The sequence below is a fragment of the Methylobacterium sp. Leaf117 genome, assembly GCF_001422985.1.
Classification (GTDB): Bacteria; Pseudomonadota; Alphaproteobacteria; order Rhizobiales; family Beijerinckiaceae; genus Methylobacterium.
Map to the genome: position 1 here is coordinate 110,900 of NZ_LMNL01000038.1, position 14,329 is coordinate 125,228.

Here is a 14,329-nt window from a genome sequence, read left to right on the forward strand (position 1 = left end):
TCAATCTGCAAACCTCGAAGCTGCCACCCATCCCGCGTGAGCGGGTTCGTTCATCCACCCGGTCCAGACGTAGGTCATCCGCCGCCAACTTGCCGCGAGGCGGACCTTCCGCGGGTCTGCGAAGGGTCGAAAACGGACGGTGCCGAGCGTCAGATTTCGATCACTGATGTGACTACGGAATAGGATATGGCGCCCGCTGACCCCGACCCACCGAACTGGTCCGCGCTGAGCGCGAGTTTTTCGGGCAACCTGAACCCTTAAGGTGATGCCCAGGCGACGATACAGGGTGAGACCTTACGTGTCAGGAGGCGCAGCGGGGCCGCGCCGGAAGCCGATCGCGATGCGATTGTAGATATTGATCAATCCAATCGCGATGGTCAGGTCGGCCAACTCCTTTTCGTCGAACTCTGTCCTGGTCGGGGATATGGCTCGTCGCGACCTCTGTGACGGCCTCGGTCCATGCTAGGGCGGCCTGCTCCCGAGCCGTGAACCAAAGGGCCGCTTCTCGCCAAGACGGCAGCAGCAGCAGCTTCTGGGCCGAAATACCCGCCCCGAGCAGGTCCGTGGCATGTGTGTCGACGCAGTAGGTGCAGCCGTTGATCTGCGACGCGCGGAGATAGACAAGATCCACCAGAGTCTTGTCTAGTCCGCACCTGGTAACATAAGCGTAGACTGTGCCGAGTGCTTTCAAGCCCTCCGGCGACCGGGACTGGTAAACAAGGCGTTCGCTCATCGGATCTCCAGTTCGTTCAATGCTCGTTGGGCACGTCATCGGTCTTCAGGGCAGCTCCCTCTGGGGCAATGAAGACGACGAGCAGCCTAGCGGCTTCCTTGGCACTGGCATTCTCGGTGAGGACGTGGTGATCGCCCGGCTTCTCGGTCCAGCTCTCCCCGATCCGGAATGTACGCACCGGTTGCCCTTCGATCTGGCTGCGCACGGAACCGGCAAGTACGTGGACGAATAGGAAGGCCTTGCCATGGCGGTGCGGAACGGCTTTCGCGCCTGGTGGAAAGCCGACCTCCACTGCGGTGAGGCCGTATCCCGGAACGTCTGGAAGTGCCTCTTGGACCAAGGGCCGCAGAGTCTCGGTCGGTGCGGGCGACGCGAGCACGCCCCCTCCCGCAGTCATGGCCGCAACGATCGCTGCCGCCATGACTGCCCGCCTACTGCCGTTCACCGAACGACACCGGGTAGGCGGCGTTGCGAACCGCGAGCATCGGGTCGGCGATGCCGATCCCGGGGGGCACATCGCCTGGCATGAAGAGTAGCGCTCGGTCGCGCTCGGGCGTGTTCTCGACCGCTTTGTCGATGGTGATAACGCCCAGCGTGATGAGCCGCCGGGTCTCCGGCCACGCCATCGAGGGATCGTCCGCCCGATCTGCAGGCTCCGCGATCTGTGCTTGCCACATGAAGGTGATGGGATGCGCCGCTACCCGCGGGCCGATCTCGTCGACGAGGTAGCTGGCCGAGCGGGTCTTGAGCGCATCCGATTCGAGGTGGTGCTCTCCGGCGCCCGGCACGAAGCGGTAGCGGACGGTAAGGGGCCGCCCGGTCGCGTCCGTGAAGGTAAAGGCATTCACCCCGAAATAAGCTGTTGTGGCGAAGCTCTCCGGCGGCGGCTTCTGGGTGGTGAAGAAGGCCTGCGCTCGTGGGTGATCGGCGAAGAACCTGTCGAGCGCTGTTGGCTTGGCAGCATCGGGGCCACTCAACGGAAGCGCCTGCAAGAGCGTGCTGAACTCTGCGGCCGTGGCCACGGGGAAGCCGTTGAAGCTGTGAGCAACGATATCGTAGGTCGCCCCGTCGGGCAGGTCGAACTTGATGGCCAGACCGCGAGGATTGGCATCGCCGCTCGTGTCCGGGATATCGGGAAGTCCGGTGAAATCCGAGAAACGCACGCTGACGCGCCGATTCCCGGTGAACACCTCAGCCTTAGACGCGACCTGAGCGTCGGGGCTGGGCTCGAACCGGCCTTCGAGGATAACGCCTTTGGCATGCACGGCGCGTGCGTGGTGATTTCCGAACGCGCCGTGGAAATCTTTGACTAGTTGCGCTGGAAGATCCGGTTTGTCCGTCTCGGCCATGGCCGTTCCTCCTAGAAGAATGCCGGCGGCCTGCGCGCTCGTCAGGATGGCTGCGGCCATCCACCCCTGGGGTGCGGGCATTGCTGGTTCCTCGCCGGAAGTGAAGTCGAAGCGAGGCTCCCACGCGAGTCCGCTGGCCGTCCGTTCCCGGATTGCTGTTTTCGCGGCGATGCTATCCGATACTCGTAGGCCGCCATGCGCCTTGCCCCCCGGGAGGCTACCCGATGGATCTGGAAGCTGACGGTCCCCGCAAATACGGTGGGTTGAACGTCGTCACCACGTCCCGACGACTGGCCTGGACCGGGCTGGTGGCGGACCTGCGCCGGCACGAGGCGGCCGAGTTGCCGCCCTTCGAACCCAAAGCCCTTGAGATCTGCATAGCCGTGGCCTGCCATTGCGACTGTGTCGTGACACGGCGCGGCCAGGGCGTCTGGCAGCGCACCCGGGTCGAGCCCGGGGTCGCCTGGCTTTGCCCAAGCGGGGTGCAGGAGGAGGATATCCGGATCTCGCAGTGGCACGACATCCTCCACCTCTATCTGCCCGCGGATTGCTTCGCGCGCCATGGCGACGAGAATGGCGGGTCGCCGATCGCACAGGGCTCCGTTCGCTATCTCGCTGGTCTCCGAGACGATCAAATCCGGCAGGTCGGCTGGGCGCTTCTGGCGGAGATGCGGGAGCCGACCTCGACTGCGCAGGTTCTGGTCCAGAGCCTGGCTCACCGGCTGACGGCACGAATCGCGGAGCGCTATGCTGCGGGATGTGGATCCACAGGCCAGAAGCGTCAGCATCAGCTCGACGAACGGCGGTTGCGCCGTGTGCTGGAATACATGGCCCAGCATGTCGAGGACGACATCAGCCTGGATGACCTGGCCGCCGTGGCATGCCTGAGCCCATTCCATTTCCTCCGCATGTTCGCACGACGCATGGGAGCGCCGCCACATCGATATCTTGCCGGGATGAGGCTCGAACGGGCGAAGTCACTCCTGGCACTGGGGCACCTCGGCGTCGCAGAAGTCGCGCTTGCGTGTTGCTTTTCGTCCCAGTCCAACTTTTCGCGGGCCTTCCGTCGAGCAACTGGGACGAGTCCGCTCGTATATCGCCGACAGTCCGCATAGGAGACGGCCGGGGCCGCTACCTCATTCGTGCGTGACCACCGCGAGCCGATCAGACAGATCGAGGGTCGGCGGAGCGAGAAAATGGGTCACCCATCTGGATGAAGCGGCTGAGCTCGTCTGCGATGGTGAGACCGATGCAGTCCGTCGGGAGGCAGACGGATCAAGGTACAACCCGCAGAACGATCTTTCCGCGCGGCCGCGGGCGAGATCCTTCCAGCATTTCATGCGCCGTGCGCGCGCTGGCCAGCGGAAGGAGCGCCCCAATCTGCGTCACGACGCGACCGGAAAAGACTTCGGCTGCGATCTGATCAAGGATGTCTGTAGTCACGTCCACGAAAAAGAACACGGCCGTCACGTCGTGTGTGGCGGCCAAGGCAAGGTCAGGCCTGGATACAGCGGAGACCAGTGTTCCGCCTCGCTTTATTGTCGAGAGGGAGCGTGCCTGGACCTCTCCCCCGACAAGGTCGATGACAACATCAACGGGAATCGTTTTGTCCTCGAAGCTCTCCAGGCGGATGTCGATAACGTCATTTGCGCCGATGCTGCGAAGGTAGGCGTGCGCGGCCGTGCTCGCTCCAGCGATTACGTACGCGCCCGCCGCACGGGCGAACTGCACGGCGTAGGTGCCGACATTGCCGGCAGCTCCGAGGATCAGCACCGTCTGACCGTTGCCGACGTGGGCGTGGTCGAAGAGCGCCTGCCACGCCGTCACGGCGACCACCGGCAGGGATGCGGCATCCACATGCGCCAGACCCTCCGGCTTGATCGCCAGCATGTCGGCTGAGGCAAGGGCATACTCGGCATACCCATCCGTGAAGCGCTTGTTCGTCACACCGAAGACGGCGTCCGACAAACTGAACCTGGAAACGCCCTGGCCTAGCGCCGCAACGGTACCTGACACATCGGAGCCGAGCGTCAGCGGCAGGGGCTGAGGCAGCAAGCTTCGCCCCGCCCGGATCCAGGCATCCCAGGGCCCGACCCCAGCCGCATGGACCTTCACGAGGACTTCACCCTCGCCAGGCTCAGGACGCGGGATATCCTCCAGGGTGATGACGTTCGGGCGTCCGAACTGATGGACGCGGCAAGCCTTCATGGTCTGCGACGTGTGGGTGGTGTTCCGAGACTGATCGGGAAGCGATGTCGTCATGACGTGTCTCCTTCGTGTGCATGCGTGTGAGGCGTGCCTGCGGCGCGGCGGCGTAGGACAGGTTCAATGCGCGCCTCCCGCATCGAGGTGATCTGGCCTCTTGAGAAGGAGGCTTGCCAGCAGCGCCACCACGAGAGCGGCGCCGAGCAGGAAGAAGGTGTCACCGAAGGCCATGACGTTGGCTTGCTGCCGAACCCTGAGGGCGACGGCGACGACCGCCTTGTGGCCGGCCACGGCGGGGTCTGAGACGCCGTGGTCGAGGAAGTAGCGGGTCAGGCCCGCCAGGCGGGCGCGGGTGGCCTCCTCGAACAAGGAGACGTGGTGCGTCAGGATGTTCGAGTGGAACTGCTCGCGCTTGGACAGGAACGTCTGGAGCGTGGCGATGCCGATGGCGCCCCCGAGGTTGCGCATCATGTTGAAGAGGGCTGAGGCAGAGCCCGCGTTCTCCTTCTCGACGCCGGCGGTCGCCACGGCCGAGAGCGGCGCGAATACCAGCGCCTGACCGAGGGCACGCACCACGTTGGGCCAGAACAACTGGTCGGCCGCTGTATCGGCCGTCATGTAGATGTTCATGAAGTTGGATGCCGCGAACAGGGCAAATCCGGTCCCGATCACCAGGCGTGCATCGAAGCGCCGCATCAGACGGGGCACGAGCGGGATCAGGAGAAGTTGCGGGAAGCCGGTCCAGGCCAGCACGAAGCCGATCTGCTCGGCGTTGTAGCCTTGGATGCGCGAGAGATAGACCGGCAGGATGAAGACCGAGCCGTAAAGCGCGATCCCCAGCAGGAAGTTCGCCAGGATTCCGAAGCCGAAGTTTCGGCGGCCGAGCAGGCGGAGGTTCAACAGCGGCCGCGTCGTGGTCAGCTCGATCCAGACGAACAGGGTCAGTGAGACCGCCGCGACGACGGACAGGCGCACGATGAAGGGCGAGCCGAACCAATCGTCCTTGTTGCCTTCCTCCAGTGCGGTCTGCAGGGCGGCGAGACCGACCGCCATGGTCACGATGCCGGCCCAGTCACCCTGGCGCAGGAGGGACAGCTTCATCGGCGTGCGGTCGAGGGAGAACCACAGCAGCGCGACCATCAGGGCGCCGGGTACGAGATTGACGTAGAAGATGTACTTCCAGCTGTAGGTCTCGGTGAGATAGCCGCCGATGGTCGGACCGATGGCCGGGGCGAAGGTGGCCGAGAGCGCGAACAGCGCCAGTCCGACGGGCTGCTTGGCCTTGGGCAGGAGCGTGATGATGATGGTGAAGGCCATCGGGATCAGGACCCCGCCGGAGAAGCCCTGGACCGCGCGCAGCACGATCATCTGCGAGAGGTTGGTCGCGAAGGCGCAGGCCACGGAGAAGACCAGGAACAGGACCGCNTCGCCCTTCAGCTCCTGGGCCTTACCCTCGGCCTTCAGCTTGGCCATCGGGATCAGGACCCCGCCGGAGAAGCCCTGGACCGCGCGCAGCACGATCATCTGCGAGAGGTTGGTCGCGAAGGCGCAGGCCACGGAGAAGACCAGGAACAGGACCGCGTTTACCAGCAGGTACCGGCGCAGGGAGAACACCTGCGCGAGCCAGCCGGAGAGGGGGATCACGACGATCTCGGCGATGAGGTAGGAGGTCGAGATCCACCCGCCGTCGTCGGTGCCGGCTCCGATGGCTCCTTGGATGTCGGCGAGCGAGGCGTTGACGATCTGGATGTTCAGGACCGCCACGAAGGCACCGAGCGTGGCGCCGATGACCGCGGACCACATCTTCACGCCGGAAGGCGCATGGGATTGCTCAGCGTCGGATTCGCCGCGTTCCGCGAAAGTGGGGACGGCGGACTCGGTCGGGGTGGCATCGGCGACGAGGGAGGCCATAGGAAGCTCCTTCCTGCTCTGGTGAGGCAGGATGCGCTGCCGGCGCGCCAGCGAGAATGCAGTGATTGGGGGAAGGACTATCCGGCGAGAGTTGAAGATGGCGCCGGCTCAGGGACGGGTCCCCGTGTCGGTCGGGGCACCCTTCGTATCGATGATCGACTCGACCGACATGCCGGCGCGCAGCGCTCCGGATGCGGCCCGGTCCTCCAGCACGATCTTGACCGGGATGCGCTGGACGATCTTCGTGAAGTTGCCGGTGGCGTTGTCCGGCGGCAGCAGGGCGAACTCCAGGCCACTCGCCGGGGACAGGCTGTCGACGTGGCCCTTGAGCTTACGTCCGGCGAAGGTGTCGACCTCGACCTCGACGGNTCCGGCGGCAGCAGGGCGAACTCCAGGCCACTCGCCGGGGACAGGCTGTCGACGTGGCCCTTGAGCTTACGTCCGGCGAAGGTGTCGACCTCGACCTCGACGGGTTGGCCCGGGCGGACGTCGGTGAGTTGGGTCTCCTTGTAGTTCGCCACGATGTATGTTGCGTCGAGTGGAACCACCGCCATGAGCTGGGTGCCGGCCTGCACGTATTGCCCCACGCGTAGGGTGCGCGAGCCCACCGTTCCGTCCACGGGCGCGGTCACGATCGTGTAGGACAGGTTGAGCTCAGCCTGCCGGGCCAGCGCTCGGGCATGGTCGCGCTGGGCTTCGGCCCGGCCGACCTCGGTGCTCAAAACCTCGATCTGTTGTACCGCGGCGAGCTTGGCAGCACGATCGCGGCGTAGCTGCGCCGTCTTCTCGCTCAGGCCGGCCTCCGTCGCCTGTGCACGCTGGAGCGTGCCGGATCCGTTCCTGACGAGCGTCTGATAGCGCTCGGCCTCCGCATTCGCGAACTTGAGGGAGGCCTGCGTCAGGGTGATCTGCGCATCCTGCTGATCGACGACCGCTCGCTGGAGAACGATCTGGGCTCCGAGGTTGCGAACGGCGGCCTCGGCCGCGGCGACATCGGCCTCCGCTTGTGCGAGCGACGTACGCAAGTCGCGGTCGTCGATGCGGGCAAGGATCTGCCCGGTCTTGACGAGTTGGTTGTCCGCGACCTGCACATCGGCGATGTAGCCGGAGACCTTCGGGGCAATCGTCGTGTAGTCCGCCTTCACGTAGGCGTCATCGGTCGAGACGAGATACTGCCCGGTGCTCCAATACTCGTATCCGTAGTGCGTGCCGGCACCTGTAGCAGCGAGGAGGGCGATAGCGAGAAGCGCACGCTTGAGAGCGCGACGCCCAGACTTGGTCGTGTGAGGTCGAGCGTCAGCCGATGCTGTCTGGTCGGCTACGGCAATCGCCTTCTGAAACGTCGTAGAGCGTGGCATCTCGGACATGGCATCCTCCGGTCTAGCGAGGCGCCATTCCTGTTGAAGGATGCCTCAATGCATGACCTGAGAGTGCGCCTCAGCCCGTAAAGTGATAATCCTTGAAAACCGATAAGGACTGTCAACCGGGAGCGGATAATATCCGGTCGATCATGGATCGTCTGACGAGCCTCACCGTATTCGGCCGGGTGGTGGAAGCTGGCGGCTTCTCGGCCGCGGCCCGGCGCCTCAACATGTCCGTCACCATGGTGAGCAAGCACGTCCAGTCCCTGGAGGACCGGCTGGGCGCGCGCCTCCTGAATCGCACCACGCGTAAGGTCAGCCTGACCGAGATTGGACAGGCTTACTACGAGCGGTCCAGTCAGATCCTGGCCGAGCTCGATGAGGCGGATCGGATTGCCGGCGCCTTGCATGCCACGCCCCGGGGGCGGCTGCGGCTCCACATAGCCGGACACATCTCGAACTTCGTGGCGCCGGTCCTGCGCGAGTACCTCGCCCTCTGCCCAGCCGTGACGGCCGATCTGACTGTCGGGGACCGGATGGTCGACCTGATCGAGGATGGCTACGACCTTGCGATCCGCACCACGCCCCCGCCGGATTCGGGAATGATCGTTCGGCAGTTGACGCCTTGGCGGCATATCCTGACCTGCGCGCCGGGCTACATCGATGCGCACCCGAAACCCACGCAGATCGCCGATCTCGCCCACCATAACTGCCTGCGCTACGCTTTCTATCCTTACGGAGACGAGTGGCGCTTCGAGGGACCCGATGGCAAACATGCATCGGTCAAGGTTGCAGGTAATATGAGCAGCAACAGCGCCGACCTCCTTCGCACGCTCACGCTGGAAGGTGCCGGCATCTTCCTCGCGCCGACGTTCCTCGTTGGCGACGATGTCGAGACCGGCCGCCTGGTACGGCTCCTGCCCAAGCATCGACCGGTCGAATTCGCGATCAACGCGATCTACCCACACCGTCGCCATCTCTCGACCAAGGTGCGCAGCTTCCTCGATCTGCTAGCAGAGCGCTTCGCCGAGCACCGCCGCTGGACCGATCCCGCTACAGCTCACGCGTGAAAGAGTGTCGGCGCGAGTGACCAAGAGCAGACCGTGTTTTCCATCGGCGGGTATAGCGAGCGGATGATCGCTCGCGCCGAGAACGAACATGGCCGACAGCCAGCGGCGCAGGGTTTTTCAAGACCCTGGCTCTGGATCATACGTGCAAGTCATTTACGAGCTTGTAGAGCGCCATAAGGGAGCCTCATGCAGCTACAGTAGTAGACCCGTGAGAAAATGCAGTTCAATTTGGCAACGGGACACTGAGACCAACACAATTACTGGGTCAATTCGCACCAGCAGGACCTCCACGTTACTGCTTGACCCGCCTCGGAGCGAACAAACGGCTTCCGACCCAACCATGCGGCTCTCTAAACGCCCACTTCTCGAAACTCTCACCCGATGGCAGATAACCGGAGATCCAGCCGATCCGTTCGTAGGGCAGAGCGGCAGAAGGCGGCCCTTTGCAGGCTTGAGGAAGGTCCGCTTCCCTGCAGCTTGGTGGAAGAAGGGCTAAGCGCGCTTTAGCTTGGCACTAAAAAGGCTGTCAAAAACTACTTGGCAGCAATGCGGTTCGATCAAATTCAATTTGAAGCTGCGCTCGAAAATCTGTTAGCATTTCTGCGCCAGTGCCGTTGATCTTAAGGCTGCGGGTGCTGGCACCAAAAAGTGTGGCACTTGGCACCGTAGACGAGGGATATTTGCCGACCCAACCTCGCCGTAGCAGTCGGGGTGCGTCGCCCATAGGAGCCGACGTTGGTAGCATCGTTGTTGCGGCAGCAATGCGCCATGAACGGACATCAGCGGGCCGCACGGTAGCGGACATTCAGTGTCGGATAACCGTCGCCGTGCCGGCCCCTGGAGCGGGCCGCTCCTATGCGATCAGTTCTACCGAGCTATCAGCCGAACGGAGACACGAAGTGTCCTCTCCTCCTCTGGCGCTTCTGACAGCGCAAACCACTTACGGCTGCGGGTGGGCCTGTGGCGTGGGAGCCATTTTCGGCTTGGCGGGCGTCGGCGGAGCCGGATCGGGTGGCGGGCTTGGCTCAGGCGGCGACGCGTTCGTCGGTGTGTTGGCTGGCGAGACAGGCGACGGAGGCGTCGGAGCCGGTGCGACAGGCGTCACAGCCGGCAGGATCGGTGTTGGTGCCGACGCCGAGACCGCACCCGACCAACAGCTCATGTACGGGACGTTGGTCACTCGATACGCGACGAACGTCGCCACCGCTGCCCCGACGACTGCGAGCACGCCAACAAACCCCAGAAACCTTAGCTGCCATTTGATCCGACCGGCGAGGGTGACGAAAATCGTATCGAACTGATTGCTGAGCGCCGCAAAGTCCCGCTGAAACTTGGTTTTTTGGCGCGCGATATCGTCGGATATGGACGCCAGCGTCGCCCATTGGTTTCCGATGGCGATCGCCAAGAGCGCGACGAAGATCCACGCTCCCACGACGACGGCGAAGTTGGTCCAAAACTCGACGCCGCAGGCGGATGTGACTTTCAGCTGCGAGGCGACGATGACCGTCGCGACAGGGATACCGAGCAACTGCGTCTGGATATCAATAATCGTTTTATGGATCTTGTTGAGATAATCGATGCGTGCGGCTTCGATCTCGTTGCGGATCTTTGAGTAAGAGAAGCTGGACGCGAACAGCTGATAGCCGTTGCGAACTTCCTCGTTCACCGAACCGAGGTTTGCGATGAGGTGGCGAAACCGGACTGCGACCGGCTGAGACGCGCAGATCCCGATGACGGCTTCGGCGAGGATCGCGAGCTTCTGGTCTCGGTGAATCTCGTCGGCGCACGCGCTGAGAATGGCGTCGGCGTCGGAGACGCTCACACGGTCCAAGTCGGCGGCCTTATACGCCAGCGGAACGCTGAACTTGCCATCCTTGATGAAGATCAATTCCCTTTTGGATTGATCGACATAGGCCGCTGCTTCGCCGACGAGCTTCGTGAACTCGAGGACCTTGCGATAGGTCGCTAAGCGCTTGGGACAGGGATCGATGTCCGGTGTGATACTGCCGTCGATGACGAAGTAGGCACGCGGTTCTTTGACCCGCGCTTCCGGGGTATCGAGCAACCCGTCGAAGTCACGAACGAGGGAGCCGAGCGCAGTCCGGGGTGGGCCGACGCGGACTGATACGATCTGACCGACTTGAAGCGCGTCGTCGTCGAGCACCACGATGTCTGCGTCAACAGCGACATCCTGGTCATCGTCGATGAGTTGGATGACCTCCAAGACTTCTGGGGTCGCAATCGACAGCCTTCCCTGATCGCCGTTCTGATCGAAGGCGATATGACGATACAGCAGGGTCAGCTGGTCGAATGTGATCCTAGCCATCTTGGCTGTACTCAGCGCGCAGCTGCGCTGTGAGATCCTCGGGCAGGCCGGTCAACGTGAGGGTGTTGTCCTCAGCGTTGAACCGCACATTTCCGCGGGTGATCGCGTCGCGGTTGAACTCGATGCTCCAGGTCGGAGTCTTTCCCTTGAATTTAATCAGCGGTCCGAGGGCGCGGCGATCAGGCACGAAGCCGTCGTTGAGGCGCAGATCGGGATCGGCCAGAACGGTCATCAGCCTCTCGGGATCCTGCGGGCTCAGTTCGTTAGCCAGCGCCTCGAAGCTGAGTTCCTCCTGAGCCTTGGCAGAACGCTCGCAGATGGTTTTCGCGCGGGCAAGGAAATCGTCCTTGCTCGGGGTGTCCATGCCTTCATCGGTGGCGAATGCCATCAGCGCCTGGACGAGCTCGGCCGTGTCGCGGCGGTTCTGGACCGTGGTGTCACAGCCGAGGAATTCCATGAAGTACTCGGAGACCTCCCGCTTGCCCTTCAAGAAGCCGATGTAGCGCTCCTCGCCGTTGGCCCAGCCGGTCATGTTGATGCGGCCCGCGAACCGAAAACCGTCCATGTCGAGATGGCGGACATCCTGGACATCGAGGTCGCTCGTCATCGACGCGCCGAGCTTCTCGTTGACGATCGCGATGAGTAGGTACTGCCGTTCTTCGCGCTCGAAGTGAGCGAAGAAGACGTGGCCGCCCGTGGCAGCGCCCTTGTAGCTCGCCTGGGCTTTCAGCGTTTCCATCATCTTGTGCGTCAGCGTCGTGAAGTCACTAGGCTGGACGTTGAGGTAGGCACGGAGGTGCTTCTCGGTCGGAAATCGATCTTCATCGACCGCGAATTTCCCGTAAGATTTCGAGGTCCGCTTGGCGTAGAGAGCGGTGAGGTCGTCGATCACGCGTTGCATCGTCTGAGTAACTTTCAGGTCACTTTTTCCGTGCTTAACGACGAAGGACCCCTGGGTTTTGGTCAGGTCGTGGATCGCGACGCGGATAATGGTGTTTGTCACCTGCCCTCCCAGCGGCGAATGCAACGACCTCAGGTGTCGTTCACTGCGGCCGAGACTGGCTTGGCGCAAGGACGCTGACAACCCAGACGATACGATCGCCGCCCCCTGTCCCGAGCTCCTTTCGGAGTGAGTTGGACCGTGCAGAGCGCTGACCCCGCATCCCACGTGACCCCGCTGTTTTACATTGTGAACGAAACAAGAACAAGCGTGGGTAAGCAGCGGAGTGCTCGCTACGTCAAAGCGCAGAAAACCTGCGCCGCTGTATGCAAACTAGGGTTTTGGATACAGCACGTTTCGAAGTGTCGGACCGCGTGGGACTGACGGTCACTGTCGAGGATGCGACTGGCGAGAAGGCCCGCCATCTTGAAGAGCTTCGAATCTTGCCGCCATCGCATTGGGGTGGCGGCCGGAGCGCGCGGAGCGTCTCGCGGCGTTTGTCCGTCCCAATGGTCGCAACCTTTCCGAGCTGGCGGATCGATGATTGATAGGGTGTCGGTTTTGGGGAGGCTTGCCCATGCTGACACGGATGACGGACGCGGATTGGACGATTGCCCTGGAGGTGTTCCGCGCGGTTCGCTCGCGACGGGGCGACAAGGGGCGTGACGACCGCAGATTTCTGGAAGCGCTGCATTATTTCACAGTTCAGAGCGTCACGTGGCGGACACTGCCGGCCGAGTTCGGGAACTGGAATTCGATCTGGAAGCGGTTCTGGCGGCTGCGCGAGAACGGGACGATCGATGCCTTCTTCGAGGCGCTGGCCGAACTGAGCTCCACCGCGGACTTCGTGCAGATGTTCGACTCGACGGTGGTCCGCGCTCACGTCTCGGCGGCCGCCGCAGAAGGGGGCAGCAGCATCAGGCGCTCGGCCGCTCGCGAGGCGGCTTCTCGACAAAAATCCACCTCAAGACCGACTTTTCCGGCCTGCCCCTCGCGTTTGTCCTGACCGGTGGAGAAGCTGGTGACAGCCCACAGTTCGAAACGCTGCTGGATCTCGGGCCGGACGTGAGGCCCCGCGCCGCCATCACTGACAAGGGCTACGGCAGCAAACGCAATGGCGCCGCCGCCCGCATCCGCGGCATCGCGCCGATCATTCCCGACAAAGCCAACGCCAAGAACAGACCTGTCTTCTTCCCTAAAGATGGTGAACGCGGGATAGACGATCTCTCAGGATCTCGTCGAACGATCCCGACCTCTCCCGGAGGGTGATGCCGAAGGTCAACTCGGCGGAGACGCAGCTTTGATGGCAGGAATCATCGCGACGCGAACCGTCCTCGCGATCACCTCGATTCCTCGTGTGATGATCGGACTCGACCGGATCGGACTGCTTTGACATGGACCGGCGGTGCAGCCGAACGGCGACCGCTCACCCGCGGTGAGCGGCCTGCGAGCCGTCGCGGACCCGCACTGCGGAGTGCGTCATGTCTCGGCTGCGCGAGGCGCGACGAGCGCGGGTGCCCGGGTACCGGGACCGACCCAGGCGTCGAGGAACCGGCCGAGATGGGGGCGGCCCGCGCGTTCCGCCTCCAGGTACGCGGCTACGCGGTGGATCGCCTCTTGGTAGGCGTCGGCGTGGACGCGCCCGGAGAGATGGGCCCAGCGAAGATAGAGGATGGCGAGGTTGAGGCAGTCCGTCTCGCAGTAGTCGCGGACCCGCCCGATCTCGCCGGCCTCCATCAAGGCGGCGACGTTCGCGCCGTGCTCACCGAGCTTGCCCGGGGCTCCGACCAACGCGGCCGCTTCGTCGAGGGTCAAGCGCGGAGCCGCTCCGAAGTCGGCGAGAACCTCCATCAGGTCGATGTGCCATTCCGTGGCGTAGCGGTTGCCGTACCCCGCCCAGCGGGTACCGCGCCGGAACCAGGCGGGGGTGGCGATGCAGTGACGCATCGACCGAAGCAACAGCGTCGGCACGTCGAAGGACCGACCGTTCCAGGTCACCACACGGTAGTGCCCCGCCTCGAAGAAACGCCAGAAGGCTCGCAACAGGCGCGCCTCGTCCCAACCGGGTTCGCCTCCGCTGCGACAGGACCGCATGTGGTAGGCTTCCCCGCGACCGGCGCCGCCATGGGCGATGCCGATCTCGACGAAGCTGATCGCCACGACGCGGTGCCATGCCGGCTTGGGAAACCGTTCCGGGTCCCAGGCATGAGGCAGCAAGTCGGCATCGATCACCGTCTCGATATCCAGCGCGAGGAGCGCGTCGTGCGGTTCGCCTTCCCCGACGACCCGGGGCCGCGCGGCCTTGCCGGGTGACGGGCGAGTGCCTCCTCGGACACGGCGATCCGGGCTCCCGAGCGGGTCCGATCCGGAACCGGGACCCGCGGCCTGTCCGGGCGGAGGCGTCGCATCGGTGGGGGGCATCGACATGCGCTGG

General features: G+C 63.7%; 12 protein-coding genes and 3 pseudogenes. 4 read left to right on the plus strand and 11 right to left on the minus strand.

The annotated features are described in order from the left end of the window. Window positions 1–301: 301 nt before the first annotated feature. From ASF57_RS22575 to ASF57_RS22585, 3 genes are read right to left on the minus strand one after another with little or no spacing between them, the layout of a single operon-like run. On the minus strand, window positions 302–733 hold the full coding sequence (locus ASF57_RS22575; protein ID WP_348528156.1) for a carboxymuconolactone decarboxylase family protein: 432 nt from the start codon (window positions 731–733) through the stop codon (window positions 302–304). 16 nt (window positions 734–749) lie between these two features. Further along, window positions 750–1,154, minus strand: coding sequence for a cupin domain-containing protein (locus ASF57_RS22580; RefSeq protein ID WP_200935916.1), 405 nt, complete (start codon window positions 1,152–1,154; stop codon window positions 750–752). A gap of 10 nt (window positions 1,155–1,164) precedes the next feature. Beyond that, window positions 1,165–2,163: a catalase family peroxidase gene (locus ASF57_RS22585; RefSeq protein WP_200935917.1), complete on the minus strand. Its 999-nt coding sequence runs from the start codon at window positions 2,161–2,163 to the stop codon at window positions 1,165–1,167. A 143-nt stretch (window positions 2,164–2,306) separates the two neighbouring features. Between ASF57_RS22585 and ASF57_RS22590 the strand changes: the two genes are divergently transcribed. Then, window positions 2,307–3,197: an AraC family transcriptional regulator gene (locus tag ASF57_RS22590; RefSeq protein WP_056487796.1), complete on the plus strand. Its 891-nt coding sequence runs from the start codon at window positions 2,307–2,309 to the stop codon at window positions 3,195–3,197. 160 nt (window positions 3,198–3,357) lie between these two features. Here the strand turns inward: ASF57_RS22590 and ASF57_RS22595 are convergent, their stop codons facing one another. From ASF57_RS22595 to ASF57_RS22605, 5 genes and pseudogenes are all read right to left on the minus strand, one after another. Next, a complete protein-coding gene (locus ASF57_RS22595; protein WP_244477072.1) occupies window positions 3,358–4,344 on the minus strand; it encodes an NADP-dependent oxidoreductase in 987 nt (328 codons plus the stop codon). A 63-nt stretch (window positions 4,345–4,407) separates the two neighbouring features. Continuing rightward, a partial coding sequence (locus ASF57_RS22600; RefSeq protein ID WP_156376297.1) for a DHA2 family efflux MFS transporter permease subunit occupies window positions 4,408–5,712 on the minus strand: 1,305 nt, incomplete at its 5' end. A 1-nt stretch (window position 5,713) separates the two neighbouring features. Then, a pseudogene (locus ASF57_RS26045) lies at window positions 5,714–6,096 on the minus strand (MFS transporter); the annotation flags it as partial. Window positions 6,097–6,306: 210 nt separating this feature from the next. Continuing rightward, window positions 6,307–6,566 (minus strand): annotated as a pseudogene (locus ASF57_RS26635) (HlyD family secretion protein); the annotation flags it as partial. A gap of 1 nt (window position 6,567) precedes the next feature. Continuing rightward, a pseudogene (locus ASF57_RS22605) lies at window positions 6,568–7,565 on the minus strand (HlyD family secretion protein); the annotation flags it as partial. A gap of 143 nt (window positions 7,566–7,708) precedes the next feature. On the opposite strand from ASF57_RS22605, the gene ASF57_RS22610 reads away from it, so the two are divergent. Beyond that, window positions 7,709–8,629 (plus strand): LysR family transcriptional regulator, encoded by a 921-nt coding sequence (locus tag ASF57_RS22610; protein ID WP_056487806.1) that lies wholly within the window; start codon window positions 7,709–7,711, stop codon window positions 8,627–8,629. Between the two features lie 940 nt (window positions 8,630–9,569). On the opposite strand, the gene ASF57_RS22615 is transcribed toward ASF57_RS22610, so the two are convergent. Together ASF57_RS22615 and ASF57_RS22620 are read right to left on the minus strand one after the other, a co-directional pair. Continuing rightward, window positions 9,570–10,955 carry a hypothetical protein gene (locus ASF57_RS22615; protein ID WP_056487809.1) on the minus strand — a complete coding sequence of 462 codons (1,386 nt, stop codon included), beginning with the start codon at window positions 10,953–10,955 and terminating at the stop codon, window positions 9,570–9,572. Then, the gene (locus ASF57_RS22620; RefSeq protein ID WP_162241586.1) at window positions 10,948–11,958 is read right to left on the minus strand and encodes a nucleoid-associated protein; all 1,011 of its coding nucleotides are present in this window, start codon (window positions 11,956–11,958) and stop codon (window positions 10,948–10,950) included. Before ASF57_RS22620 ends, ASF57_RS22615 begins: the two co-directional genes overlap by 8 nt. Window positions 11,959–12,472: 514 nt before the next feature. On the opposite strand from ASF57_RS22620, the gene ASF57_RS22625 reads away from it, so the two are divergent. Together ASF57_RS22625 and ASF57_RS26535 are read left to right on the plus strand one after the other, a co-directional pair. Beyond that, window positions 12,473–12,901 carry a transposase gene (locus tag ASF57_RS22625; protein WP_056487815.1) on the plus strand — a complete coding sequence of 143 codons (429 nt, stop codon included), beginning with the start codon at window positions 12,473–12,475 and terminating at the stop codon, window positions 12,899–12,901. Then, window positions 12,880–13,164 carry a transposase gene (locus ASF57_RS26535; RefSeq protein WP_244477080.1) on the plus strand — a complete coding sequence of 95 codons (285 nt, stop codon included), beginning with the start codon at window positions 12,880–12,882 and terminating at the stop codon, window positions 13,162–13,164. The genes ASF57_RS22625 and ASF57_RS26535 overlap by 22 nt, the downstream gene beginning before the upstream one ends. Before the next feature lie 210 nt (window positions 13,165–13,374). Here ASF57_RS26535 and ASF57_RS22630 read toward each other — a convergent pair whose 3' ends face one another. Beyond that, entirely contained in the window at window positions 13,375–14,322 is a 948-nt protein-coding gene (locus ASF57_RS22630) for a 3'-5' exonuclease (RefSeq protein WP_056487818.1), read from the minus strand. Window positions 14,323–14,329: the final 7 nt, after the last annotated feature.

Bases quoted from the DNA above. Each gene is read 5' to 3' on its own strand.
- ASF57_RS22610 (WP_056487806.1), top strand. From the start codon at position 7,709: ATGGATCGTCTGACGAGCCTCACCGTATTCGGCCGGGTGGTGGAAGCT.
- ASF57_RS22630 (WP_056487818.1), bottom strand. From the start codon at position 14,322: ATGTCGATGCCCCCCACCGATGCGACGCCTCCGCCCGGACAGGCCGCG.
- ASF57_RS22625 (WP_056487815.1), top strand. From the start codon at position 12,473: ATGCTGACACGGATGACGGACGCGGATTGGACGATTGCCCTGGAGGTG.
- ASF57_RS22585 (WP_200935917.1), bottom strand. From the start codon at position 2,163: ATGCCCGCACCCCAGGGGTGGATGGCCGCAGCCATCCTGACGAGCGCG.
- ASF57_RS22575 (WP_348528156.1), bottom strand. From the start codon at position 733: ATGAGCGAACGCCTTGTTTACCAGTCCCGGTCGCCGGAGGGCTTGAAA.
- ASF57_RS22615 (WP_056487809.1), bottom strand. From the start codon at position 10,955: ATGGCTAGGATCACATTCGACCAGCTGACCCTGCTGTATCGTCATATC.
- ASF57_RS22595 (WP_244477072.1), bottom strand. From the start codon at position 4,344: ATGACGACATCGCTTCCCGATCAGTCTCGGAACACCACCCACACGTCG.
- ASF57_RS22590 (WP_056487796.1), top strand. From the start codon at position 2,307: ATGGATCTGGAAGCTGACGGTCCCCGCAAATACGGTGGGTTGAACGTC.
- ASF57_RS22580 (WP_200935916.1), bottom strand. From the start codon at position 1,154: ATGGCGGCAGCGATCGTTGCGGCCATGACTGCGGGAGGGGGCGTGCTC.